Source organism: Brachybacterium sp. GCM10030252 (genome assembly GCF_042666535.1).
Taxonomy (GTDB): domain Bacteria; phylum Actinomycetota; class Actinomycetes; order Actinomycetales; family Dermabacteraceae; genus Brachybacterium.
In genome coordinates this window covers 314,118-337,313 of sequence record NZ_JBHTDM010000009.1, presented here as the reverse complement: position 1 = coordinate 337,313, position 23,196 = coordinate 314,118, and the positions used below count along the sequence as shown (strand labels likewise).

Annotated in this window: 21 protein-coding genes and 1 riboswitch; of the genes, 17 read left to right on the top strand and 4 right to left on the bottom strand. The window is 70.7% G+C overall.

The features are described from left to right. Positions 1-351 precede the first annotated feature (351 nt). The 6 genes from ACFQRJ_RS10180 (at position 352) to ACFQRJ_RS10155 (ending at position 6,749) form a co-directional block, all read left to right on the top strand. On the top strand, positions 352-1,386 hold the full coding sequence (locus ACFQRJ_RS10180; RefSeq protein WP_377018930.1) for a LacI family DNA-binding transcriptional regulator: 1,035 nt from the start codon (positions 352-354) through the stop codon (positions 1,384-1,386). A gap of 187 nt (positions 1,387-1,573) precedes the next feature. Continuing rightward, positions 1,574-2,884 (top strand): extracellular solute-binding protein, encoded by a 1,311-nt coding sequence (locus tag ACFQRJ_RS10175; RefSeq protein ID WP_377018929.1) that lies wholly within the window; start codon positions 1,574-1,576, stop codon positions 2,882-2,884. Between the two features lie 76 nt (positions 2,885-2,960). Continuing rightward, positions 2,961-3,938 (top strand): carbohydrate ABC transporter permease, encoded by a 978-nt coding sequence (locus ACFQRJ_RS10170; protein WP_377018928.1) that lies wholly within the window; start codon positions 2,961-2,963, stop codon positions 3,936-3,938. Further along, the gene (locus ACFQRJ_RS10165; protein ID WP_377018927.1) at positions 3,931-4,770 is read left to right on the top strand and encodes a carbohydrate ABC transporter permease; all 840 of its coding nucleotides are present in this window, start codon (positions 3,931-3,933) and stop codon (positions 4,768-4,770) included. The genes ACFQRJ_RS10170 and ACFQRJ_RS10165 overlap by 8 nt, the downstream gene beginning before the upstream one ends. A 70-nt stretch (positions 4,771-4,840) precedes the next feature. Next, positions 4,841-5,572 carry a sugar phosphate isomerase/epimerase family protein gene (locus ACFQRJ_RS10160; protein WP_377018926.1) on the top strand — a complete coding sequence of 244 codons (732 nt, stop codon included), beginning with the start codon at positions 4,841-4,843 and terminating at the stop codon, positions 5,570-5,572. Positions 5,573-5,618: 46 nt separating this feature from the next. After that, on the top strand, positions 5,619-6,749 hold the full coding sequence (locus tag ACFQRJ_RS10155; RefSeq protein ID WP_377019004.1) for a Gfo/Idh/MocA family protein: 1,131 nt from the start codon (positions 5,619-5,621) through the stop codon (positions 6,747-6,749). Between the two features lie 160 nt (positions 6,750-6,909). Here the strand turns inward: ACFQRJ_RS10155 and ACFQRJ_RS10150 are convergent, their stop codons facing one another. Further along, positions 6,910-8,034, bottom strand: a complete 1,125-nt coding sequence (locus ACFQRJ_RS10150; protein ID WP_377018925.1) for a glycosyltransferase family 4 protein — start codon at positions 8,032-8,034, stop codon at positions 6,910-6,912. A 224-nt stretch (positions 8,035-8,258) separates the two neighbouring features. Here ACFQRJ_RS10150 and ACFQRJ_RS10145 point away from each other — a divergent pair, with 224 nt between their 5' ends. From ACFQRJ_RS10145 to ACFQRJ_RS10115, 7 genes are all read left to right on the top strand, one after another. After that, complete coding sequence (locus tag ACFQRJ_RS10145; protein WP_377018924.1) at positions 8,259-10,496, top strand: glycogen debranching N-terminal domain-containing protein; 2,238 nt, start codon at positions 8,259-8,261, stop codon at positions 10,494-10,496. A 72-nt stretch (positions 10,497-10,568) separates the two neighbouring features. Then, positions 10,569-11,072, top strand: coding sequence for a MerR family transcriptional regulator (locus ACFQRJ_RS10140; RefSeq protein WP_377018923.1), 504 nt, complete (start codon positions 10,569-10,571; stop codon positions 11,070-11,072). A gap of 145 nt (positions 11,073-11,217) precedes the next feature. Then, positions 11,218-12,264 (top strand): homocysteine S-methyltransferase family protein, encoded by a 1,047-nt coding sequence (locus tag ACFQRJ_RS10135; RefSeq protein WP_377018922.1) that lies wholly within the window; start codon positions 11,218-11,220, stop codon positions 12,262-12,264. A 228-nt stretch (positions 12,265-12,492) separates the two neighbouring features. Next, positions 12,493-12,765: a hypothetical protein gene (locus ACFQRJ_RS10130; RefSeq protein ID WP_377018921.1), complete on the top strand. Its 273-nt coding sequence runs from the start codon at positions 12,493-12,495 to the stop codon at positions 12,763-12,765. Positions 12,766-13,011: 246 nt separating this feature from the next. Further along, positions 13,012-13,105: riboswitch (TPP riboswitch) on the top strand. A 116-nt stretch (positions 13,106-13,221) separates the two neighbouring features. Next, a complete protein-coding gene (locus tag ACFQRJ_RS10125) occupies positions 13,222-13,884 on the top strand; it encodes a TenA family protein (protein WP_377018919.1) in 663 nt (220 codons plus the stop codon). Beyond that, entirely contained in the window at positions 13,881-14,543 is a 663-nt protein-coding gene (gene tenA / locus ACFQRJ_RS10120) for a thiaminase II (RefSeq protein ID WP_377018918.1), read from the top strand. Before ACFQRJ_RS10125 ends, tenA begins: the two co-directional genes overlap by 4 nt. A 307-nt stretch (positions 14,544-14,850) precedes the next feature. Beyond that, entirely contained in the window at positions 14,851-16,092 is a 1,242-nt protein-coding gene (locus tag ACFQRJ_RS10115) for a polysaccharide lyase family 1 protein (RefSeq protein ID WP_377018917.1), read from the top strand. Positions 16,093-16,251: 159 nt separating this feature from the next. Here ACFQRJ_RS10115 and ACFQRJ_RS10110 read toward each other — a convergent pair whose 3' ends face one another. Both ACFQRJ_RS10110 and ACFQRJ_RS10105 read right to left on the bottom strand, forming a co-directional pair. Continuing rightward, complete coding sequence (locus tag ACFQRJ_RS10110) at positions 16,252-17,631, bottom strand: NupC/NupG family nucleoside CNT transporter (RefSeq protein WP_377018916.1); 1,380 nt, start codon at positions 17,629-17,631, stop codon at positions 16,252-16,254. 200 nt (positions 17,632-17,831) lie between these two features. Next, positions 17,832-18,554: a TSUP family transporter gene (locus ACFQRJ_RS10105; RefSeq protein ID WP_377018915.1), complete on the bottom strand. Its 723-nt coding sequence runs from the start codon at positions 18,552-18,554 to the stop codon at positions 17,832-17,834. Between the two features lie 116 nt (positions 18,555-18,670). Between ACFQRJ_RS10105 and ACFQRJ_RS10100 the strand changes: the two genes are divergently transcribed. Both ACFQRJ_RS10100 and ACFQRJ_RS10095 read left to right on the top strand, forming a co-directional pair. Beyond that, a complete protein-coding gene (locus ACFQRJ_RS10100; RefSeq protein WP_377018913.1) occupies positions 18,671-19,018 on the top strand; it encodes a PadR family transcriptional regulator in 348 nt (115 codons plus the stop codon). 1 nt (position 19,019) lies between these two features. Further along, a complete protein-coding gene (locus ACFQRJ_RS10095) occupies positions 19,020-19,982 on the top strand; it encodes a permease prefix domain 1-containing protein (RefSeq protein ID WP_377018912.1) in 963 nt (320 codons plus the stop codon). Between the two features lie 215 nt (positions 19,983-20,197). Here ACFQRJ_RS10095 and ACFQRJ_RS10090 read toward each other — a convergent pair whose 3' ends face one another. Beyond that, complete coding sequence (locus tag ACFQRJ_RS10090) at positions 20,198-21,142, bottom strand: AraC family transcriptional regulator (protein WP_377018910.1); 945 nt, start codon at positions 21,140-21,142, stop codon at positions 20,198-20,200. Positions 21,143-21,361: 219 nt separating this feature from the next. On the opposite strand from ACFQRJ_RS10090, the gene ACFQRJ_RS10085 reads away from it, so the two are divergent. Together ACFQRJ_RS10085 and ACFQRJ_RS10080 are read left to right on the top strand one after the other, a co-directional pair. Further along, positions 21,362-22,189: an NAD(P)H-dependent oxidoreductase gene (locus tag ACFQRJ_RS10085; protein ID WP_377018909.1), complete on the top strand. Its 828-nt coding sequence runs from the start codon at positions 21,362-21,364 to the stop codon at positions 22,187-22,189. A 2-nt stretch (positions 22,190-22,191) separates the two neighbouring features. Further along, positions 22,192-23,172 carry a zinc-binding dehydrogenase gene (locus ACFQRJ_RS10080; protein WP_377018908.1) on the top strand — a complete coding sequence of 327 codons (981 nt, stop codon included), beginning with the start codon at positions 22,192-22,194 and terminating at the stop codon, positions 23,170-23,172. Positions 23,173-23,196: the final 24 nt, after the last annotated feature.

Genomic DNA, 23,196 nt, shown 5'->3' with positions numbered 1-23,196 from the left:
AGCCGTCCCCTCCCCGCCAGATCCGCGACCCAGTGGTTATGGCCGCCGAGTTCCAACACACTCACGGATCCGGCGGGGCGGACCGGCCTTCCCGCGGGGCGGACCGGCCTTCCCGCGGGGTCGGCGTGCCTCCGCGCGAGGTCGGCCTGCCTTCCCGCGGGGCTGGCCGGCCTCCCAGCGGGGTCGGCGTGCCTCCGCGCGCGGCGGACCAGCACCGGATCGGCCCCGATGCTTGCGCGCGCCGAGCCGGGACCTATCATGTGCCCATCCAGTGGCCCTGCCGAACAGCGGCGTTCTCCGCGCTGGAGACCTCGTCATCGGCCTCGCGGCCGTCAGACCGGAAGCACCCTCATGCCGCCGAAGACCCAACGCCCCACTGTCGCCACCATCGCCCGCGACCTCGGCATCTCCGCCGCCACCGTGAGCTACGCCCTCAATGACAAGCCGGGGGTCAGCGCCGCGCTGCGCACCCGCGTGGTCGAGCACGCCGAGAAGGTGGGCTGGACCCCGCATTCCGGCGCCCAGGCACTGCGCCGCGGCCGCAGCGGGAACATCGGCCTCGTGCTGGTCAGGGACCCGCAAGAGGTCTCCCGGGAGCCGTTCTACTCCTCGGTGACCGCGGGCATCGAGTCGGCCAGCTCCTCCCACGGCTACGAGCTGCTGATCCGCTTCGTGCGCGGCGGCCGCGACGAGGAGATCGACGTCTTCCGCGGCTGGGCGCACCAGCGCCGCGTGGACGGCGTGGTGCTGCTGGACCTGGCGGAGGACGACCATCGCCCGGCCGTCCTGGAGTCGCTGAACCTCGACTTCGCCGTGCTCGGCCACTACACCGGCCCCGAGGACTTCGTGAAGGTCACCACCGCCGAGGCCGAGGACGCGCGCACCGTGGTCGAGCACATCGTCGCCCGCGGCTACGACGGCTGCATCCAGCTGACCGGACCAGCCGGCTACGCGCACGAGCGCCGGCGTCTGGAACTGCTGCGGCAGCTGTGCTGCGAGCAGGGCATCGCCCACACCCACGCCTCCGGCTCGTACACCATCGACGCCGGCATCGCAGCGTTCGAGCGCTCCGACCTGGCCATCAGCGAGCGGCCCGCCGTGATCGCCTCGAGCGACCTGCTCGCGATCGGGGCGCTGCGCGCGGCGCTGGCGAGGGGACTCGACGTGCCGGCCTCGCTCGGCATCGTCAGCTGGGACGACTCGCTGATCGCAGAAGTGGCCTCCCCCGGGATCACCGCCCTCTCCCGCCAGCCGTTCGACATGGGCCACCACGCCGGTGACCTGCTTGTACGGCGGATCGAAGGCGAGGCGCTCGGCGGCGCGGAGCTGCAGAACGCCCCGGCCGGCCTGGTCCCCCGGGAGTCCACCGGCGCCCCGCGCACGTGATCGCGCGGACCGTGACCACGTCGTGACGTGACGCAGTTGACACCGGCACCTGCGCCACGCAATACTCGCCGAATCGATTAAGTCCGAATCGGTTAAGCAGGTCCGGCCCGAAGCCCTCGGAGGGGTGAGGTGCCACCGACCCGTTCCGAGTCCCACCACCAATGACGGTGTATCTAGGAGTCCCCCGATGCGACGACGCACACTTCTGACCGCAGCCCCTCTCGCCGCCGCCGGCGTGACCGGACTCGCCGCCTGTGGCGGAGGGTCCGGAAGCGGCGGTTCCAACGAGAGCCCTGATTCCCTCACCTACTGGGCGTCCAACCAGGGCACCAGCCTCGAGCACGACAAAGAGGTGCTCACCCCGGTCCTGGAGAGGTTCGAGGAGGAGACCGGCATCTCCGTCAGCCTCGAGGTCATCGGCTGGAACGACCTCCAGACCCGTATCCAGACGGCGATCACCTCCGGGCAGGGCCCCGACGTGGTCAACATCGGCAACACCTGGGGCGTGAGCCTGCAGTCCACCGGCGGTCTGCTCGACCTCGGCGACGAGGAGTTCGAGGCGCTCGGCGGCCGCGACAAGTACGTGGAGGCGGCGCTGGCCACCGGCGGCGCCCCGGACACCGACCCCACCTCCGTGCCCCTGTACGGCCTGGCCTACGGCATGTTCTACAACGTGCGGATGTTCGAGGAGGCCGGCCTCGAGCCGCCCACCACGTGGGAGGAGATGGTCGAGGCCGCCAAGGAGCTCACCGACCCCGACAACGGCGTGTACGGCATGTCCCTGGCCGCGGGCTCCTACACGGAGAACAACCACTTCGCCTTCATCAACGCCGTCCAGAACGGCGCGGCGCTGAACACGCCCGACGGCGAGCCCTCCTTCACCGAGGACGGCGTGGTCGACGGCATCCTGCGCTACCTGGATCTGATGCAGAAGCACAAGGTCGTCAATCCCTCCAACGCCCAGTTCGACAACGGCACGATGTCGGTCACCTCGTTCGCCAACGAGGAGTCGGCGCTGATCATCAACCAGAACAACGCCCACTCCACCATCGAGTCCAACGGGATGACGCCGGACCAGTTCGCGGCGGTCCCGTTCCCCGCCCCGGAGGGCGCCGCCAGCGACTGCGCCTCGCACCTGGCCGGCATCAATCTGGCGATCATGAAGGACACCCAGAACCGCGACGGCGCACTGGAGTTCATGAAGTTCATGACCTCCCCGGAGACGCAGAAGGAGCTGGGCAAGCCCTTCGCCGCGCTGCCGGTGCTCAAGGACGGCGAGCCGACCTTCACCGAGGACACCGAGCAGGCCGACATGTTCATGGAGATCTACGCCGAGCGTGCCGAGCCGCTGCCGCTGGTGCCGTGGGAGGACCAGTTCGAGACCTCCGTCGGCCAGGCGATGAACGACATGTTCGCCACCATCGCCACCGGGGGCACCGTCACCCGTGACGACGTCATGACGGCCATGCAGACGGCGCAGGACTCCATCCGCGCCTGAGCCCCACAGCGGCCGACGGGACACGCCCTCCCGTCGGCCGCTGCGTGCCCGCCGTCGCCAGGAAGAGAAGAGCTTCATGACCACCCTCACCGCCCCGGAGGGCTCGAAGACGCCCGCTTCGAGTCCGGAGCACCCCGCACCGCGCCGCCCGCGCCGCAATTGGTTCCCGTACCTGATCATCCTGCCCGCGGTGCTGCTCGAGCTGCTGATCCACATCGTCCCGATGGTCACCGGCTTCTGGATGAGCTTCATCGAGCTGACCAAGTTCTTCATCCGCCGCTGGGGCGAGGCCCCGTTCGTCGGCCTGGAGAACTACCAGATCTCGGTCGATCTCAGCACCCCGATCGGCCAGGGCCTGCTGAACTCCTTCGTGGTCACCGTGGGCTACACGATCCTCGTGGTGGGCATCAGCTGGGGTCTGGGCATGGCCGCGGCCGTCGCCCTGCAGCGGCCCTTCCGCGGCCGCGGGGTGTTCCGCACCCTGTTCCTGATCCCCTACGCCCTGCCGCTGTACGCGGCGGTGATCACCTGGAACTTCATGCTCCAGCGCGACACCGGCGTGGTCAACCACGTCCTGGTCGACCAGCTGGGAATCCTCGACGGCGCCCCGTTCTGGCTGATCGGCGACAACGCGTTCCTGTCGGTGGTGATCGTGGCGATCTGGCGCATGTGGCCCTTCGCGTTCCTCATGTTCATGGCGGGCCTGCAGTCCATCCCCGGGGAGCTGTACGAGGCCTCCTCGATGGACGGCGCCTCCCCCTTCCGGCAGTGGCGCTCGGTGACCCTGCCGATGCTGGCACCGGTGAACCAGACCATGGTGCTGGTGATGTTCCTGTGGGTGTTCAACGACTTCAACACCCCCTATGTGCTGTTCGGGACGGCCCAGCCCCCGGCCGGCGACCTCATCAGCTTCCACATCTACAACGCCTCGTTCCTGTCCTGGGACTTCGGGGTCGGCAGCGCCATGAGCGTGCTCCTGCTGCTGTTCCTGCTGGTGGTGTCGCTGACATACCTCTACTTCACTCAGTGGAGGAAGGAGAAGAACAATGCGTGAGACCGTCGGAGAGAAGATCTTCCGCGTCATCGTGCTGCTGGGTCTGACCGTGTTCGTCGCGGTGCCGCTGTACGTCATGATCACCACCTCCATGAAGCCCCTGGGGGACGTGCAGGCCGGGTTCTCGTGGATCCCCGAGCGGATCACGTTCGAGCCCTTCGTCCAGATGTGGTCGACGGTGCCGCTGGCCCGCTACTTCATGAACTCCCTGGTCGTCACCGGGGTCGCGACCCTGTTCAGCGTGGGCGTGGCGACGTTCGCCGCCTACGCCGTCTCCCGCTGGCGGTTCCGCGGGCGCAACCCGTTCATGACCACCGTGCTGTCCACGCAGATGTTCCCCGGCGTGCTGTTCCTGCTGCCGCTGTACCTCATCTTCGTCAACATCGACGCCACCTTCGGGGTTCCGCTGGTGGGCACGCGGATCGGCCTGATCATCACGTATCTGACGTTCTCGCTGCCGTTCTCCATCTGGATGCTCGCCGGGTACTTCGACGGCATCCCCCAGGAGCTCGACCAGGCGGGCAAGGTCGACGGCGCCAGCAACATCACCATCCTGCTGCGCATCATCCTGCCGGCCGCCCGGCCCGGCATCGTGGCGGTGGCGATCTACGCGTTCATGACGGCCTGGGGCGAGGTGCTGTTCGCCTCCGTGCTGACCACGGAGGACACCCGCACCCTCGCCGTCGGCCTGCGGCAGTACGCCACCCAGACCAACGTGTACTGGAACCAGGTCCTCGCCGCCTCGCTCGCGGTGTCCATCCCCGTCGTCGCCGGCTTCCTGATGATGCAGAAGAACTTCGTCGCAGGCCTGACCGCCGGCGCCGTGAAGTGACGCGCGGGCCGGGAGCCACCCGCTCCCGGCCCCGCTCGCCCGACCACCACGACTTCCCCGAAGGAGCACCATGGAAATCTCCGTCCAGATGTACAGCGTCCGCGAGGCGCTGGCCGCCGACTACCAGGGCACCGTGGCCCGCCTGGCCGAGCTCGGCCTCCGCTGCGCCGAGCCGTTCCACCTCGTCGAGCACAAGGACGACCTGGTCGCCGCCCGCGAGCAGTTCGACATCACCTTCCCCAGCGCCCACCAGGGCTTCCTCGGCGATGTCGACTTCGACGAGGTGCTGGAAGCGGCCGGCGCCGTCGGCGTCGAGTACCTCATCGACCCGTTCTGGAACCCCGAGGACTGGAAGGACGCGGACAAGGTCCGCTCCCTCGCCCTCCGGCTGAACGAACGGGCGACCCAGGCCGAGGGCACCGGCATCCGCGTCGGCTACCACAACCATCACTTCGAACTGGCCTCCACCCTCGAGGGCCGCAGCGCCCTGGAGCTGTTCGCCGCCGAGCTGGACCCGCGGGTCATCCTCGAGGTCGACACCTACTGGGCCGCCGTCGGCGGGGCCGACGTCCCCGCACTGCTGGGCAACCTCGGCGACCGCGTCCAGCTGGTCCACCTCAAGGACGGCGACCTGGCGGAGGACCCCTCCGGCCAGCAGCCGCTCGGCGGCGGGAAGATGCCGCTGGCCGAGACCCTGAAGGCCTCCGCCGGCGTCGCCTACGGCGTCATCGAGTTCGACCAGTACGCCGGGGACATCTTCGAGGGCATCGCCGCCTCGCTCGAGTACCTCCGCAGCGCCTGAGGCCGAGACGACCCCCATCCCCCACTCACGAAGGAATACCGTGAACCTGCAGAACCCCTCCGGACCCGTCGGCATCGGCATCATCGGCGCCGGCACCATCTCGGCCGAGTACCTCAAGAACCTCACGTCCTTCCCGGACGTGGCCGTGCACATCATCGGTGACCTCTACCCCGAGGCCGCCGCGACCCGCGCCGCGGAGTTCGGCGTCCCCGCCTCCGGCACCGCCCAGGACGTGCTGGACCACCCCGAGGTGGAGATCGTCATCAACCTGACGATCCCCACCGCGCACGCCGAGGTGTCCCAGTCGATCGTGGCCGCCGGCAAGCACGTGTGGACCGAGAAGCCCATCACCACGATCCCGGCCGACGCCACCGCCCTGCTCGAGGCGGCCGCGAAGCACGGCGTGCGCATCGGCGGCGCCCCGGACACCGTGCTCGGCGCCGGCATCCAGACCGCGCTGCGCACCCTGCGCGACGGCTCGATCGGCGACCCGGCCAGCGCGCTGACGATCTTCCAGTCCCCCGGCCCGGAGGACTGGCACCCCAACCCCGCCTTCCTGTTCCAGGAGGGTGCCGGGCCGCTGTACGACATCGCGCCGTACTACGTCACCACCCTGGCCCTGGCCCTCGGCCCGGTCACCAGCGTCTCCGCGGTCGGCTCCAAGGCCCGCGACCAGCGCACCATCGGGTCGGGGCCCAAGGCCGGCGAGGTCTTCGACGTCACCGTGCCCACCCAGGTCTCGGCACTGCTGCGCTTCGAGTCCGGCCAGAACGCGACCGTGCTGCTGAGCTTCGACTCCCCGCACAAGCGCGCCGGCTTCGTCGAGGTCTACGGCACCGAGGCGACCCTGGCCTTCCCCGATCCCAACGTGTTCGACGGCGACTCCGCGCTGACGGTCTACCGCGGCGAGGAGCCGGCTCCGGTGCCCGCCACGGGCGCCACCACGGGTCGCGGGCTGGGCGTGCTGGAGATGGCCCGCGCGATCCGCGCCGGCGTCCCCCACCGCGCTCAGGGCGAGATCGCCGCGCACGTGCTGGACATCATGGTTGCCATCGAGACCGCCATCAGCCGCGGCGAGACCGTCACCGTGAACTCCTCGTTCACCGAGGTCGAGCCCATGCCGGCCGACTTCGACCCGTTCGCCTCGACCCTGAGCACCGCCGCGGCGACCGTCTGAGCTCCGCGCGGCTGGACGGTACTCACACGCACAGGCGCGGCTATATACGTCGCGCCTGGCCGCTGGAGTACCGCTGAGCAGGATCGCCCTGGCTCGCACGGCGCACCCGCCGAGGGCCCCTACTCCCATCACGGGAGCAGGGGCCCTCGGCGCGCCGCGGTCAGCGGGCGATCGCCCGGGTGACCTCCTCGATGCTGGTGCCGCCCTCGACCAGCATCCGGTAGATCCGCTCGTACCCCGCGGCCATCACCGGAAGGTCGAACCGCTCGAGCGCATCGCGCCGGCATTCCTGGGCACTGATCTCCCCGGAGCGCTCGATCGCGGCCGCCAGGGCCTCCACCCCGGTGGCCAGGAACCCATTGTGCCCGTCGCGGACGATCTCCGGGACACTGCCGCGCGGGGTCGCGATGACGGGGGTGCCGCAGGCCAGGGCCTCGGCCATGACCATCCCAAAGGGCTCTTCCCAACGGATGGGAAAGACCAGGCACGAGGCGCGGGCGAACAGCTCGCGCTTGAAGTCGGCATTGGCCTCGCCGACGTACTCGGCGTGACGGCCGAGCCGAGGCCGGATGACCTCGTCGAAGTACGCCTTCTCGCTCTCCTCGCGCAGCTTGCCGGCGAGGATCAGCTTGCGCCCGGCCCTGCGCGCCGCCTCGATGGCGAGATCGGGGCCCTTGTCCGGGGTGAAGCGGCCCATCCACAGCGCGATGTCGTCCTTGCGGTCCTGGAACGGGAAATCGGGCACGTCGATGGCGTTGTGCACCGTCCCCACCCAGTTCAGCTCCGGCGCCTGGCGCCGCTGGGCATCCGAGATCGCCACCACGTCCACGTCGGTGCCCAGCCGCCGGTAGTAGTCCCCGTTGTCCCCCGCGACCGGGCCGTGCATCGTCACCACCGTCGGCTGCCCGCGCCCGGCGGCCAGCAGCGGGCCCGCCGCAGAGTGGTCGTGGACGATGTCGACCTCGCGCTCGGCGAGGGCCCGGCGGGCCTCGGCGGCCAGGGTGAGCTCCGGCAGCACGCTGCGGCCCAGCAGGTGCGAAGGCGCCTCCGGATAGACCTGCACATAGTCCTGGGCGAGGGTGCCGGGCTTCCCGGCGCCGATGAGCGTGACCTCGTGACCGCGGGCGACGAGCTGATCGACGAGCGTGGCGACCACGGCCTCGGTCCCGCCGTAGGCGCGCGGCGGCAGCTCGAACCAGGGCGGGGCGATCATGCCGATGCGCAGCGGCCGCTCGCCGTCCAGCTGCGGGCCGCGCGGGGGGTTCTTCTGCGGAGTCAGCGTCATGAGTGTCCTTCCATCCACCGTGTCGCTCCACCGAGCGCGTACCCCGTCAGCAGGCCGCGCCGGCGACACCTCCTGTGAGGCCGCGACCACCGGATCGTGACCTCGCACGTAAGTTTCTTGCCTCAGTATGCATCGAGAACCTACGATCGCAACTGTAGGTTTCGCCTCGGTGCGCGTGACGCGCACCACCTCGCAGCACTGCCTGGAAAGGAGCCGACCCTGCCATGACGGATACCGCCGAGTCCCTCGAGCACCCCGCGACACCCGCGACCCCGGCAACGCTCGAGACCCCGGATGCGGCCGGCGCGGACGAGAGCGCCGCGCGCCCCGCTCCCCGCGCCCCGGCAGCCGATCGCGCCCGGCCCCGCGGCAGCGGGGTGATCCCCCAGACCCGGTCCTCCGTGACCCTGGTGGAGGGCAGCTCCTTCTGCGTCTCGGACACCGGTGGTGACATCCGGCCGCACGAGGCGCACGGTCTGTTCGTCCGGGACACCCGCATCGTCTCGAGCTGGGAGCTGCGTATCGACGGCGCCCCCGTCGAACCGCTCAGCGTGCTGCCCGGCGAGCCGTACGCGGCCCGCTTCATCGGCCGGGCACCGACCCGGCCGGGACAGGTCGAGCCGACCATCGTGGTCGAGCGCCATCGACTGATCGGCCGCGGCATGCGGGAGGACCTCACGGTCACCAACCACGCCATGGAGGCCGCCGGCCTCGACCTCGAGATCCTGGTCGACGCCGACTTCGCCGGGCTCTTCGAGGTCAAGGACCGCCGGCCCACGTCGGCCCGGCCGCCCTCGGCGGAACGACTGCCCGACGGGCTGCGTCTGCGCTCGGACAGCGTCGGCGGCCGCGGGGTGCGGATCTCGGCTCCCGGCGCCCAGCCCGGCCACCGTGCCCTGATGTTCCGGATCGTGGTGGGCGCCGGGGAGAGCTGGCACGGGAGCGTCGAGGTGCTGCCGGAGGTCGACGGCACGGAGCTGAGCGCCTCGTTCCCGCTGGACCGGCCGATCTCCGCGACCGAGCCGGCGCAGCGGATGCGCGGCTGGACGGACTCCTCCCCGCGGATCGAGGTCGACTCCAGCGTGCTGGAGCAGGCTCTGGCGATCAGCCGCCAGGATCTGGGGGCGCTGCGGATCAAGGACCCCGATCATCCCGAGGACGACGCAGTCGCCGCGGGCGCACCGTGGTTCATGGCGCTGTTCGGGCGCGACTCGCTGCTGACCAGCTGGATGATGCTGCCGTACACGCCCGGGCTGACGATGGGGACGCTGCGCACCCTGGCCCGGCTGCAGGGACGCGAGGTCTCGGCGATGCGCGAGGAGGAGCCCGGCAGGATCCTGCACGAGGTGCGCCTGGGCGCGGACCTCTCGCTCGCCCCCGGCGGGGACGGCATCTACTACGGCTCCATCGACTCCACGCCCCTGTTCGTCGCGCTGGTCGGACGCGCCGCGCAGTGGGGCGTGCCCCGCACCGAGATCGATCAGCTGCGGCCGGCCGTGGAGGCGGCGCTGACCTGGATCCAGGAGTACGGCGATCGCGACGGGGACGGGTTCGTCGAGTACCAGCGCGCCACCGATCGCGGCCTCCAGAACCAGGGATGGAAGGACAGCCTGGATTCGATCTGCGACGAGCACGGCCACGAGGTGAGCACCCCGATCGCCCTGGCCGAGGTGCAGGGCTACTGCTACGCGGCCTTCCTCGCAGGTGCGGTGCTGTTCGAGATCTGGGGCGAGCAGCAGCGCGCCGAGCAGCTGCGGGAGCGCGCCGCCGCCCTGAAGGCGCGCTTCCACGACGCGTTCTGGCAGGAGGATCTGGGCTTCTACGCGATGGCGCTGGACGGCGCCAAGCGACCCGTGCGCGTGCTCTCCTCCAATATCGGCCACTGCCTGCTCAGCGGGATCGTGGAGGAATCGGTCGCGGACCGGGTCATCGACCGCCTGCTGGAGCCGGAGATGTTCACGGGCTTCGGGATCCGCACGCTCTCGTCCGCGGCCCTGCGCTACAACCCGGCCAGCTACCACAACGGCTCGGTGTGGCCTCACGACACGGTGCTGGGAGCCGCGGGCATGGCGCGCTACGGCCGACGGGATGCGGCCACCGCGGTGGTGGACGGGCTGCTGGACGCCCTGGAGGCGTTCGACGGGCGCCTGCCCGAGCTGTTCTGCGGCTTCTCCCGCCAGGAAGCGCCGATGCCCGTGCCCTACCCCACCTCCTGCTCGCCCCAGGCATGGGCCGCCGCGACCCCCTTCGAGATGCTGCGCATCGCCCTCGGCCTGGAGGCTGACGTCCCCGGCGGGCGGTTCGTCGCGGCTCCCACCCCCGCCTCCGTGGGTCGGGCGAGCCTCCAGGGCCTGCCCGTGGCCGGTGGCGAGCTCACAGTCGCGGCCGACGCCTATGCTGTATCGGTCGACGGCCTGCCCGCCGGCATCCGACAGGAGGAGCACGCTCGAGCGCAGGGGTGACCGGCGGCCGGCCCCGCGGTCCCGCCGATCGCCGTCCCGGCGATCCCGCGCGAGAACACCGGAGAGTTGATCATGACGCGAACAGGGCGATCGGCGCAGCGGCGCGCGGAGGATCCCGGCTCCGCCGCGAGCGCCGCGTACGCAGGTCCGCAGGAGGACCCGCTCCTCCCCCACGGTGGGGAGGATGCGCCGTTCTACACGATCGGACAGACGGCGGAGCTGATCGGCGTCCAGCCCGCCACGCTGCGACGGCTCGACGACGAGGACTTCGTCTCCCCCGACCGCTCGGACGGAGGCCAGCGCCGCTACTCGCGCCGCGAGATCGCGCAGCTGCGCGAGATCGTCGACCTGACCCGGGAGGGCGTCACGCTGCCCGGCGTGCGGCGGGTGCTCGCTCTGCGCCGCCGCGTCGAGGAGCTCGAGGATCGACTGGGGACTGCTGAGGCCGGCCAGGCGGACGTCGCCGCCGGGGAGGGTCCACAGGGCGACGAGTCACGGGGTGACGGGCCACAGGGCGGCGGCGAGGAGAAGGACGCGGGCGACGAGGGAACACAGGGCGACCAGCCGCGGCCATGACCCGGCACCGCCGAGGAGGCCACCCCTGCCCTGGCGCCCCGGCATCGTGCGCGTTCACAGATCGCCACAACCCATACGGCCCACCACGAGGCACGGATACAGTCACCAGCGGCCACCACTGGAACCGCGACGACGAGGGCACGCCATGACCCGCAACCACCTGACCGAACGCCTCGATGCCGGCACCGTCATCTGCGCCGAGGGCTTCCTCTTCGAGCTCGAACGGCGCGGCTACCTGACCGCCGGCGAGTTCGTGCCCGAGGTCGCCCTCGAGCACCCCGAGGCGCTGCGCACCCTGCATGTGGACTTCCAGCGCGCCGGCTCCGACATCGTCGAGGCCTTCACCTACAACGGCCACCGCGAGAAGATGCGCGTCATCGGCAAGGAGGACCTCCTCGAGCCCCTGAACCGGTCCGCTCTGCAGATCGCCCGCGAGGTCGCCGACGCCGTCCCGGGCAATCTCGTCGCCGGCAACATCTCCAACTCCAACATCTGGGACCCGGCGGACACCACGACGCAGCGCGAGGTCCGAGGCATGTTCGAGGAGATGGTCGGCTGGGCCGTCGAGGAAGGGGCCGACCTCATCGTCGGCGAGACCTTCTACTACGCCGAGGAGGCGCTGACCGCGCTCGAGGTCGCCAAGGCCTCCGGCCTGCCCGTGGTGATCACTCTCGCCCCGATGGCGTTCCAGGAGATGGCCGAGGGCGCCGGGATCGTCGAGACCGCACAGCGCCTCGAGCAGGCCGGGGCCGACGTGGTGGGGCTGAACTGCTTCCGCGGGCCGGCGACGATGCTGCCGTGGCTGCGCGAGATCCGCGAGGCCGTGGACTGCCACGTGGGCGCTCTGCCGATCCCGTACCGCACCACGGAGGAGGAGCCGACGTTCTTCAACCTCTCCGATCCCGCCGCGGCCGTGCCCTCCCCGCACGGGCGCACCTTCCCCACCGCCCTGGACCCCCTGCTGACCAACCGCTACGAGATCAGCGCCTTCGCCCGTGAGGCGCTGGAGCTGGGCGTGAACTACCTCGGGGTGTGCTGCGGCGCAGCCCCGATCCACATCCGCGAGGTCGCCGAGGCCGTCGGCCGCACCACCGAGGCGAGCCGCTACTCCGAGCGCATGGAGAACCACTTCATGTACGGCAGCAACGAGCGTCTCCCGGAGCACATCGTCGGCCTGGGCTCGCGCGCCTGAGCGTCGGCCCCGGGCAGGTACGGGTCCGGCCCGACGAGGCTCCGGGCTCCGCCCGAAGAGTTCGGGACTCGGCCCGAAGAGCTCGGGACTCGGCCCGACGTCGCTCGGGGCTCCGCCCGGCGCGAGGGCTTGAGCTTCCAGCGATCGCGGGCCGGAGCAGTCGATCATCGGCGCGGAATATCGGATACTGCCAGTGACCGGACACCACCGGAGGAAAGGAGCAGGACGATGACCAGCACGCCGCACGAGCACTCCCCCGAGGCCCCGCTCGAGGACGCCCTGGACCAGGAGGTCGATGCCCTGCCGGACGACGGGACCACGGACGCCCTCGGCTCCGAGGAGCTCGGCTCCGTCACCTCCGCCTACGCCGATCCAGCGGATGTCCTCGACCAGCGCCGCGAGGTCCCGCTCGACGAGGACTACGCCCCCGAGGCGACCGGTGAGGACGGCTCCGAGGACAGTGCCTTCGGGGCCGACGACGGCGCCTTCGACTCCGAGTGAACGGCGACCGACCGCAGGAGCGGGACGCCGCTCGCTGACCGGCAGGACCGTCGGTCCACCTGATCGGCGAGACCGTGGGCCCACCTGATCGCTTGATCTCCGACCCCTCGGTCATGCGGAGTCTCGTCGCGTGATCGGTGACCCTCCGGGGACCGACGTGGGCGATCACGGCCCCGCTCAGCCGCCCCGGGACCCGGCCTCAACGCCGCGGTCCCGGGGCGGCTCCTGCTATGTCGGGGTAAGGTCGTCGTCGACACGGGGTGCCCCGCCAGGGGCTGAGATCACACCCGACGAACCTGATCGAGTTAGCGCTCGCGGAGGGATGTCATGACGTCGCACTGCGTCACTGCGTCACTGCGCCGCTCGCCGCGTCGCGAGCGCGCCTCGAGGTCGGGCCCCGGGTCACCGGATCGGGAGCTCCCATCCGGACGGATCGACTGACGAGGAGAAGTCCCGATGTCCACCTCTTTCACCGACGACCTCCGTGAGGCCAGCGAACCCACCTGGACCCGAGCCGTCCAGCACCGCTTCGTGGCGGAGCTCCACGACGGGTCGATCCCCGACGAGGCGATGGCCGGATACCTGATCCAGGACCATCGCTTCCTCGACAGCTTCCTGGTGCTCCTGGGCGCCGGCATCGCCGAGGCCCCCACGTTCGAGGCCCGGCTGCGGCTGTCGCAGTTCGTCGGCGAGGTCGCCGGGGACGAGAACACCTACTTCCTGCGCGCGTTCGAGTCCCTGGGCGTGAGCGAGCACGACCGCGCAACCGTCCCGGACACGCTGGCGACCACCGGCTTCACCACCATCTTCCGCGAAGCCGCCGAGACCCGGGACTATGCCGCGATCCTCGCCGTGCTGGTGGTCACCGAATGGCTCTACCACGACTGGGCCGCCGCCGCTCCGGACCCGCGGCCGAGCAGCTTCGTCCACTCCGAATGGATCGACCTCCACGACAACCCGGACTTCGCCGGCTTCGTGAACTTCCTGCACGCCGAGCTCGACGCAGCAGGACCCGGCAGCCCCGAGCGGGCCCGGGAGTTCTTCGAGCGCACCGTCGCCCTCGAGCTCGACTTCTTCGAGCAGTCCTACCTCCACCCGTTCACCGGGGAGGCACGATGAGCCTGTTCGACGATCTCAGGTCCGCCGCCCTGCCCGACTGGGACGATTACACCCGCCACCCGTTCGTCGAGCAGCTCGGCGCGGGCACACTGCCGCTCGCCGCATTCCAGGACTACCTGATCCAGGACTACCTGTTCCTCGTCCAGTTCGCGCGGGCCAACGCGCTGGCCGCCTTCAAGAGCCGACGGCTCGAGGACATCCAGCACTCCGCCGATGCCCTCGCGACGACCCTGGCCGAGACCGAGCTGCATGTGCGGCTCACCGCGAGCTGGGGCATCGATCGCTCGCAGCTGGACGCCGCACCCGAGAAGCAGGCCACCGTCGCCTACACCCGGTACGTGCTGGACAGCGGGCAGGTCGGGGACCAGCTCGACCTGAATGTGGCCCTCGCCCCGTGCGCGATCGGGTACGCCGAGATCGGGGCCCGTCTGGCTCCCCGCCTCGAGGAGCAGCCGGAGCACCCCTACCGCGACTGGATCGCCGAGTACGCGAGCGAGGAGTTCCAGCAGGCCGCGCGCGACGCCATCGCCCACCTCGACGTCCTGGCGGCGCGGTCCCTCACCGAGCAGCGATTCGAGGAGGTGGCCACGGTGTTCCGCACCGCGACCCGGCTCGAATCCGCCTTCTGGCAGCAGGCGCTGGACGGCGCCGTGGAGTGAGGGGCCACGCCGCGGCGGGCAGCCAGAAATCGGTTCCCGCCCGCCATCGAGGGTTGATACGAGGCCAGCGGCACAGTATGGTCGCACCCAAGATCAGCGGGAAACCGGTTTCTCATCGCGAGGGCGCGAGGATGATCCGCGCTCTGCCACGACATCCCCTGTGTGGTCGCCGTACCCGAGAGGCGAACCCGCTGCGATCGGACGAATGACCCCGCCGACGGCGGTCCATTCGAAGGACAGCAATCCACACTCAGGAGAGCCCGTGCTACGACGCCGACGTTTGATGCAAGCCCTGACCACCGCAGCGGTGGCTGCCCCCCTGACTGCTGTCGGCGCGACCACCGCGCAGGCGCGCCCCGAGGACCCGGCGCGAGAGACCCTGCGCGCCGGGGACGGCTGGGGGTCCGCCGGCGCCGGCACCACGGGAGGTGCCGACGCCGCCGGCGACATGGTGTTCACCGTGACGACCAAGGCCGAACTCATCTCCGCGCTCGAGCGAGCCGGCGACGAGCCCGTGATCATCACGGTCCGCGGCACGATCGACATGAACACGGGGCCCGACGGGGCTGCGCTGACGTGCGAGGACTACGCCGACCCCGCGTGGGACCTGGAGGCGTACCTCGAGGAGTACGACCCGGCCCACTACGACGGTGACCCGGAGGGACCGCTCGAGGACGCACGCGACCGTTCCCACCAGGCACAGCTGAACAGCATCCAGCTGGACCTGCCGAGCAATCTCACGCTCATCGGTGAGGACGACGCACGCCTGATCGGTGTGAGTCTGATCCTGCGCGGCGAGAACATCATCGTGAGGAACCTGGAGCTCACCGGCATGGAGAACTGCTTCCCGCAGCGCAACCAGGACGGGTGGGTCTCCGAGGGTTTCGACGTCGTCGGTCTGATCGGCGCCAAGAACGTGTGGCTCGATCACCTGACCATCGACGGACCGTATCGCGCAGGCGAGCCCAAGGAAACCATCTTCGGCGACGTGGTCCACCGGGTCGACGGCCTGCTCGACATCACCAATCAGGCAGACCTGGTCACCGTCAGCTGGAGCACGATCAGGAACGGGAGCACCTCGGTGCTGATCGGCAACAGCGACAGCAAGCCGGAGGACGAGGGCAAGCTTCGCGTGACCTTCCATCACAACCGGTTCGAGAACCTCGCCGAGCGAGCCCCACGCGTCCGCTACGGGGCTGTCCACGTCTACAACAACCTGTTCGTCATCCCCGACGCAGAGCACTTCGTCTACTCGTGGGGAGTCGGCGTGAACTCCAAGCTCTGGATCGAGGACAATGCCGTGCGTGCCGTCGACGGTGTGGCCCCCGCGGAGCTCGTGCACGCATGGGGCGGGACCGAGGTGCACATCGGCGCCACACGATTCAATGGACAGGACGTCGACCCGCTCGCCGCGTACAACGAGGTGGCCGAGGACGCGCTGGTCGAGTACCCGGGCCCGGCCCCGACCCTGTACGGCCACCGCCACCCGCTTCCCGCGGTGGAGCCCGTCGTCCGCGCCAAGGCAGGCGCGCACGGACTCTCCCGGTAAGACCCCGGGGAGCCCGCCACCGGAGGCCGGTACACGACATCTCAGGGCCGGGCCTGCCCGCAGGTATCCGACGACGTCCCACCGAGCAGGTGCTCCGGGTCAGCGCCCACCGGACTCCTGAGGACCTGCTCGGCGGGGCCGCGCCGGCCGGCCGCCGACTCAGGCCAGCAGGATGCCGGCGATCGTGGCGCTCATGAGGTTGGCGAGGGTCCCGGCGAGGATGGCCTTGATGCCCATCTGGGCGATCTCGGAACGGCGCTCGGGGGCGATCTGGCCGATGCCGCCCAGCAGGATGCCCAGGGAGCTGAAGTTCGCGAAGCCGGTCAGGCTGAAGGTGATGATCGCCGCGGACTTCTCGCTGAAACTGCCGGCCTCGGGACCGAAGTTGGTGAAGGCGACGAACTCGTTGAGCACGAGCTTCTGCCCCACGAAGCTGCCGGAGGCGACGGCCTCGCTCCACGGCACGCCCAGCATGACCATGACCGGGGCGAACACGTAACCCAGGATCTGCTCGAACGTCAGGTCACCGGCACCGAACCAGTCGCCCACCGTGCCGATCAGAAGGTTGACCAGGCCGATGAGAGAGATGAAGGCCAACAGCATCGCCCCGATCATGGCGGCGAGCTTGAGCCCGTCGCCCGCGCCACCGGCCGCGGCGTCGATGACGTTGCGGTACTGGATCTCGCCGAGGTCCTCCTCGGCGTCGTCCGTCGTCTCCTCGCCAGTGGCCCCGGCGGAGGCGTCGGACCTCGTCGCGCCGGCAGTGCCGGCAGTGCCGGAGCCGGCCGGGACCGTGCTGCTGTCTCCCGAGCGTGCCGCCCGCCGCGACTTCGCGGCGCGGCTGCTCGCGGCGACCAGCTCGGCCTCGCGAGCGACGGCATCGGGATCGTCCTCGGGCACGATGATCTTGGCCATCAGGAGGGCGCCCGGAGCGGCCATGAAGCTCGCCGCGATGAGGTATTCCAGCGGGGCGCCCAGCAGCGAGTACCCCACCAGCACCGAGCCGGCGACGGTCGAGAGCCCGCCGACCATCACCGCGAACAGGCCCGAGCGGGACAGCCGCTTGATGTAGGGGCGCACCACCAGGGGTGCCTCGGTCTGCCCCACGAAGATGTTGGCGGCGGCATTGACGGATTCGGCGTAGCTGGTTCCCAGCAGTTTGCCCAGCGCGCCGCCGAGCCAGGAGACGACCTTGGGCAGGATCTTCCAGTGGTAGAGCACCGCGGTCAGCGAGGCGAAGAAGATGATCACCGGCAGCACCTGGAAGGCGAAGACGCTCCCCTCCTCGGGCAGCACCGGCCCGAACAGGAAGGAGATGCCCTCGCCGGAGGTGTTGATCACGGCCTGGAAGCCCTCCGAGACCTTCTGCAGGGCCCACCGTCCCGGCCCCCAGTACAGGACCAGCACGCCGAACCCGACCTGGAGCGCGAGCGCCCCCAGGACGGTGCGCAGGCGGATCGCCCGGCGGTTGCTGGACAAGGCGAGAGCGATCAGCAGCAGGCCTGCCATCCCTCCGATGCCCCAGAGCAGGTCGACCATCGCTCTCACCTCACAGAAGCAGATCAGGAATATATGCCGCGGTCGCAGGCGCCAGTGTAGGGGTCGCTCGGACGTGCGCCTGCCGCGGCGGGGCCCGTACGTGGCGGTGTCCTCGTCCGGCTGCTGCCGGTACATCGTCCTGCGGCCGTAGCGTGAGGTGAAGGTCGGGTCAGGCCCGCACCCGGTCACCCCGCGCCGGCTCAGGCGAGCGCCCGGACGATCGTCACCAGCGCACCGGCGACGGCCAGGACCACCACGACTCTCATCATCGTCGGCCCGGAGAAGCGCCCGGCGAGCCGCTGGCCGACGACGGTGCCGCCCAGGATGGCTGCGATGGTCACGATCCAGCCGCCGATGCCGAACGACGGCAGGGCCCACTTCGCGGCGAGGGACACGATGCAGATCACGGCGAAGTGCGCCTGGATCGAGGCCGCGAACCCACGGTGCTCCCATCCCGTGGCGATCGCGTAGACCGCCACGGCCGGGCCGCCGACGCCCGCGGTGACGTTCATGAAGCCCGACGCCGTGCCGAATGCCGAGCTGACCGTCATCGAGTCCTCGAGCCGTCCCGAGCGGAAGAACACGGTGACAGCGATCGCCACGAGGACCGATAGCCCCACCAGCACGGCGAGCGGATCCGCCGGCAGCACCAGCAGCACGAGCGCTCCGATGCCGATGCCCACCAGGGAGAACGGCGTGAAGCGCAGCAGACGCCGCCACTGGACGTCCCGACGCAGGAGCCAGAGGTTCACGGACGAGGACACCAGTCCGCAGAGGTTCGTGACCAGGACGCCCTCGAACGCCCCGAGCGTCAGCACCAGGAAGGGAGCGACGACCAGGGCGAACCCCATGCCGGTCAGCCGCTGCAGTCCCGCCCCGACGCCGACGATCACGGCGAGCAGGGTCAGGGCGGTGAGCGTCACCCGAGCCAGCCTACGGCGGCACGGTCGCCGGGACGACGATGCGACTGCCCCCCTCCGCCGGTCACACGACACCGTGCTATTGACTATGGTGTGTGGCGCACACTATCGTGTGAGTTATGAGCGATGCCTTCGAGACTCACCTGCAGGAGCTGCGGCGCGGCACGATCGTGCTCGCCTGCCTCCAGCTGCTGCGCACACCCGGATACGGCTACGGACTGCTGCTGGATCTGGAACGCCACGGCTTCGCCACGGACGCCAACACCCTCTACCCGCTGCTGCGCCGCCTCGAGAAGCAGGGCCACCTCGCCAGTGAGTGGAACACCGACGAGGCGCGCCCGCGCAAGTTCTACCGCACCTCGGCCGAGGGCATCCGCCTGGCCGAGACCCTCACCACGGAGTGGCTCGCGCTGACCGACGCGATCACTTCCCTCACCGACGACGACCGCCCGGACCAGGAGAACTGAGATGACCACCCCAGCCACCCCGTCACTGACCCAGCGGTACATCGCCGCGACGACCAGGTCCCTCCCTCCCGAGGCGCAGGACGACGTGCGGGCCGAACTCGAGGCATCGATCGCCGACGCGGTCGAGACTCGCACCGAGCAGGGCGAGGACCCCGCCGAGGCGGAGCGCGCCGTGCTCACCGAGCTGGGCGACCCCGCGGCCCTCGCCGCCGGCTACACGGACCAGCCCTTGCAGCTCATCGGCCCGCGCCACTTCCTGGCCTGGTGGAGACTGCTGAAGCTGCTGCTGATGATCGTCCCGGCCTGCGTCGTCGGCGGCGTCGCCCTGGGGCAGGCTCTGGCCGGCGCATCGTTCGGCGACATCATCGGCGAGGCGATTCCCCTGGGGATCTCGGTGATCCTGCACCTGTGCTTCTGGGTGACCTTCGTGTTCGCCGTGCTCGAGCGCACCGGCGCGGAGGCCACCAGCACATGGGACGTCGACCAGCTGCCCGAGGCCCCCACGGACGGCACCTCCCGCAGCGAGCTCGTCGCCTCGCTGGTGTTCCTCGTCCTGAGCGCGGCCGCGCTCTTCTGGGACCGTTTCCGCGGGTTCGTGTGGACCGACGGGGAGAAGCTCGCCGTGCTGCACCCGGACCTGTGGCCCTGGGGCGTCGCTGCCCTGCTGGGGCTGATCGCACTGGAGGCCGCACTGGCCCTCGCGGTGTACGTGCGGGGGCGCTGGACGGCGGCCCTGGCCACCCTCAACTCCGCGCTGGCACTGCTGTTCGTGGGGTGGGCGCTGTCGCTGCTGGCACGCCAGGAGCTGGTGAACCCGGCTCTGGTGGACGTCATCACCCGGGAGAGCGATCTGGCACCGGGCGCGCTGCGCACCCTGGCCATCGTGACCGCGTTCGCCATCGTGGCGGTCTCGATCTGGGACATCGTCGACGGCTGGCGGAAGACCCGGCGGGACGCCCGCTGACCAGGCCCGCCACCGGGCGAAACACGCACCCAGCACAGCCCGACACCCCTGCGCCGATGTCCGGACTCCCGATCGGGCCGTGGCAAGAAGGTGTAGCTGAGCGGCACGCGCCCTCCTCCTGAGGGGGTCGCGTGCCGCTCAGCTACATGTTCGTGCCAGTCACCTATGGGACCGCCGCCTGCCGCCCGCCTTCGGGGCCGCCTTGCACCAGTCAGCTACGCGGCAGCGCGCCGCGACTGCGCCCGGTACTGACTGGGGCGGATCCCGTACTCCCTGGTGAACGCGGCGCTGAGCGCATAGGGGCTGGAGTAGCCGACGCGCCGGGCGACGGTCTCGATGGTGTCCTCGGTGTCCTGGAGCAGGTCGGCCGCCAGGCACAGCCGCCAGCCGGCCAGGTAGGAGATCGGCGGTTCGCCCATCACGTCGGCGAAGCGGCGGGCGAGCGTCGCGCGGGAGACCCTGGCCGCCCGGGCGAGCGACTCCACGGTCCACGGTCGTGCCGGGTCCGTGTGGAGGGCGGCGAGCGCGGGGCCGACGACTGGGTCTCCGGCGGCGCCGTACCAGGCCGGCGCGCTCGCCTCGGGCAGGGCGAACCAGTCGCGCAGGGCGCCGATCAGCACCAGGTCGAGCAGGCGATCCAGGACCGCCTGCTGACCGGGCTCCCGGCTGCCCAGCTCGGCCTCCAGCATGTCCAGCGCCCGCGAGCGCTGGTGACGGCGGGGCAGGACGACCGCCGGCGGCAAGGCGCCGAGGAGGCGCTCGGAAATACGGCCCGAGGTCGGGAAGGTTCCCGTCAGCAGCACGTGCTCCCTCGCGGGTGCGGCACGCCGGCGGTCGAGCCCCTTTATCCCATCGAGTCTGCCTGCCGGCTCCAGACACCTGCCGTCCGCGCGCACGATGCAGCTGGGTGCCGCAGCCCTGTCGAGGGGATCGCTGGTGATGAGGACCGGGTCTGGGCCGGTGAGGATCAGGAGGTCGCGCGCAGCGAGGCCGACGGGTTCGACGCCGTCCTCGATGAGCCATGTCTGTCCCTGCAGCGGCGTGGCGACGGTCGAGGAGCCGGCCTCGAAGCGGATTGACCACGGCGCCTCGAGCAGATTCTGATCGATCAGCGCCCCCGAGGAGCGGATGTTGTCGAGCACTTCGGAGAGGGTGTCCACGACGCCACCCTAGTCGGCACCGGGGCCCACCCTGAGACGGTGGCGCATCTGTTTCAGCGTCAGGGACATTCTCCCGTCTCATCCGGAGGCGATGGAATGGGGCATATCCACAGACCGAGCCACGACCGAACCTGTCGCCCCCAGCCCTTGGCTCACCCCACGGCGTCAGCCCACCGGTACCTCTCATGGTCCCGCCGATCCTCACCCTTGGAGGCCCTCATGTCCGTCGACCATCCGCCCACTCCCGGCTGCGCACTCTGGGTGCTCGCGCATCCTCGGCGCGAATCGCTGAACGGCCACCTCTTCCGCACCGGCGTCGAGGTGCTCTCCCGCGATCACGACGTGGCGACCTCGGACCTGTACGCCATGGGATTCAACCCGGCGTTCGGTGAGCAGGACCTCGGTGATCAGGCCGCCGCCCCGGGCAACCTCGCCGTCCACGCCGGGGAGGCCTACACGCGGGGCCAGGTCGCCGCCGACGTCCGCGCAGAGCACGCGAAGCTGGCCGCGGTAGAGCTGCTGGTCATCCAGTTCCCCCTGTGGTGGTACGGCCCGCCGGCGATCCTCAAGGGATGGCTGGACCGAGTGCTGACGGACAGCTTCGCCTACGACGCAGAGCTCGATCCCGAGGTCGGCATGCCGCGCCGCTACGGCGACGGCGGCCTCACCCGGAGAAAGGCTCTGGTCATCGTCTCCGCCGGCGACGACGAGCGCACCCTCGGGCCTCGCGGCGTCAGCGGCGACCTCGACTCCCTGCTGTTCCCGCTGACCCACGGCGCCCTCTGGTACGTCGGCATCGACGTGCTGGACCTGCACGTCATCCACGACGCCGACTCGCTCACCGCCGACGACGTCGAGCGGGAGACCCAGCGCCTGACGTCGCGGCTCGAGGGCCTCGATGCCGAGAGCAACCGCCCCTACCGGCGGCTGCGCGACGGCGACTACCCCTCCCACCTGCGCTCGCTGGATCCCGGCTTGCTGCCGGGGCGCCTGGACCTCGGCATCCATCGCCGTGAGACCCCCGCGGGCGCCGACGGGAGGCCGTGACCATGGCCAACGCACGAGATGGCGTGGACGCGGTGTCCAGCACGGCGCCGACGGTGCCCTCCATGGAGGCCTGGACGACCTCCCCCACGGCTCCCGGCCGGCTGGAACTGGCCCAGGTCCGCACGCCCGATCCGGGACCGCAGGATGTCCTGGTCGAGGTCGCCGCGTTCGCCCCGAATCCGGGCGAACTGGTGGCGCTGGCGTCGGCGCCGGCCGGGTGGATACCCGGGTGGGACGGGGCCGGTCATGTGGTGCGCGCGGCGGCCGATGGCAGCGGTCCCCCACCCGGCGCCCGGGTCGTGTTCCTCGGGGCCGACGCGGGGTGGGCGCGACGGCGCGTCGTGCCGTCGGACTCCGTCGCCGAGGTGCCGGAGACCGCCGACCCCACCGCGATCGCGGCGATCCCGGCGCCGATGGCCAGTGCATTGCGGGCTCTGCGCCGCCTCGGGTCGCTGTTGGGGCGCCGTCTGCTCATCGTCGGGGCGAACAGCGCCGTCGGCAGCGCGGCTGTCCAGCTCGGGGCGCGCTCCGGCGCCGACGTCATCGCCGTCGCCCGGAACCGGGAGAGTCATCCCTGGCTGCGCCGGCTCGGTGCGCGCGAGGTCCTCGCCGACGTGCGGGAGGTGACCACGCGCGTCCATGCCGCTCTCGACATGGTCGGCGGGCCACATCTCGTCGCGGCGTATGCAGCCCTCGAGGCCGGTGGGACCGTGGTCGCCCTGGGACACTCTGCTTCTCAGGAGGAGCACTTCCCTCTCGGGGCGTTCGAGGCCTCCAGCGGCCGGCACAATCGGGCGATCACCAGCTTCTTCCTGGGCGCTGAGGCCGAGCTCTCCACGGAGATGGCGTGGCTGGCCGGTGAGGTCCATGCCGGTCGGCTCGACCCGGGGCCGCTCGATGTGCGTTCCTGGCACGAGCTTCCCCACTGGGTGGCCGGCGGTGCTGCGCGCAGTCACGGCAGGGTCGTCTTCCGGGTCGAGTGACCGGCTGACACAAGCCACGCTCCC

Excerpts from the sequence above, each read along its gene's own strand:
- ACFQRJ_RS10100 (WP_377018913.1), top strand. The coding sequence starts at position 18,671 with ATGAGCGATGCCTTCGAGACTCACCTGCAGGAGCTGCGGCGCGGCACG.
- ACFQRJ_RS10170 (WP_377018928.1), top strand. The coding sequence starts at position 2,961 with ATGACCACCCTCACCGCCCCGGAGGGCTCGAAGACGCCCGCTTCGAGT.
- ACFQRJ_RS10140 (WP_377018923.1), top strand. The coding sequence starts at position 10,569 with ATGACGCGAACAGGGCGATCGGCGCAGCGGCGCGCGGAGGATCCCGGC.
- ACFQRJ_RS10165 (WP_377018927.1), top strand. The coding sequence starts at position 3,931 with ATGCGTGAGACCGTCGGAGAGAAGATCTTCCGCGTCATCGTGCTGCTG.
- ACFQRJ_RS10125 (WP_377018919.1), top strand. The coding sequence starts at position 13,222 with ATGTCCACCTCTTTCACCGACGACCTCCGTGAGGCCAGCGAACCCACC.
- ACFQRJ_RS10180 (WP_377018930.1), top strand. The coding sequence starts at position 352 with ATGCCGCCGAAGACCCAACGCCCCACTGTCGCCACCATCGCCCGCGAC.
- ACFQRJ_RS10135 (WP_377018922.1), top strand. The coding sequence starts at position 11,218 with ATGACCCGCAACCACCTGACCGAACGCCTCGATGCCGGCACCGTCATC.
- ACFQRJ_RS10110 (WP_377018916.1), bottom strand. The coding sequence starts at position 17,631 with ATGGTCGACCTGCTCTGGGGCATCGGAGGGATGGCAGGCCTGCTGCTG.
- ACFQRJ_RS10095 (WP_377018912.1), top strand. The coding sequence starts at position 19,020 with ATGACCACCCCAGCCACCCCGTCACTGACCCAGCGGTACATCGCCGCG.
- ACFQRJ_RS10130 (WP_377018921.1), top strand. The coding sequence starts at position 12,493 with ATGACCAGCACGCCGCACGAGCACTCCCCCGAGGCCCCGCTCGAGGAC.
- tenA (WP_377018918.1), top strand. The coding sequence starts at position 13,881 with ATGAGCCTGTTCGACGATCTCAGGTCCGCCGCCCTGCCCGACTGGGAC.
- ACFQRJ_RS10080 (WP_377018908.1), top strand. The coding sequence starts at position 22,192 with ATGGCCAACGCACGAGATGGCGTGGACGCGGTGTCCAGCACGGCGCCG.
- ACFQRJ_RS10160 (WP_377018926.1), top strand. The coding sequence starts at position 4,841 with ATGGAAATCTCCGTCCAGATGTACAGCGTCCGCGAGGCGCTGGCCGCC.
- ACFQRJ_RS10145 (WP_377018924.1), top strand. The coding sequence starts at position 8,259 with ATGACGGATACCGCCGAGTCCCTCGAGCACCCCGCGACACCCGCGACC.
- ACFQRJ_RS10175 (WP_377018929.1), top strand. The coding sequence starts at position 1,574 with ATGCGACGACGCACACTTCTGACCGCAGCCCCTCTCGCCGCCGCCGGC.
- ACFQRJ_RS10085 (WP_377018909.1), top strand. The coding sequence starts at position 21,362 with ATGTCCGTCGACCATCCGCCCACTCCCGGCTGCGCACTCTGGGTGCTC.
- ACFQRJ_RS10150 (WP_377018925.1), bottom strand. The coding sequence starts at position 8,034 with ATGACGCTGACTCCGCAGAAGAACCCCCCGCGCGGCCCGCAGCTGGAC.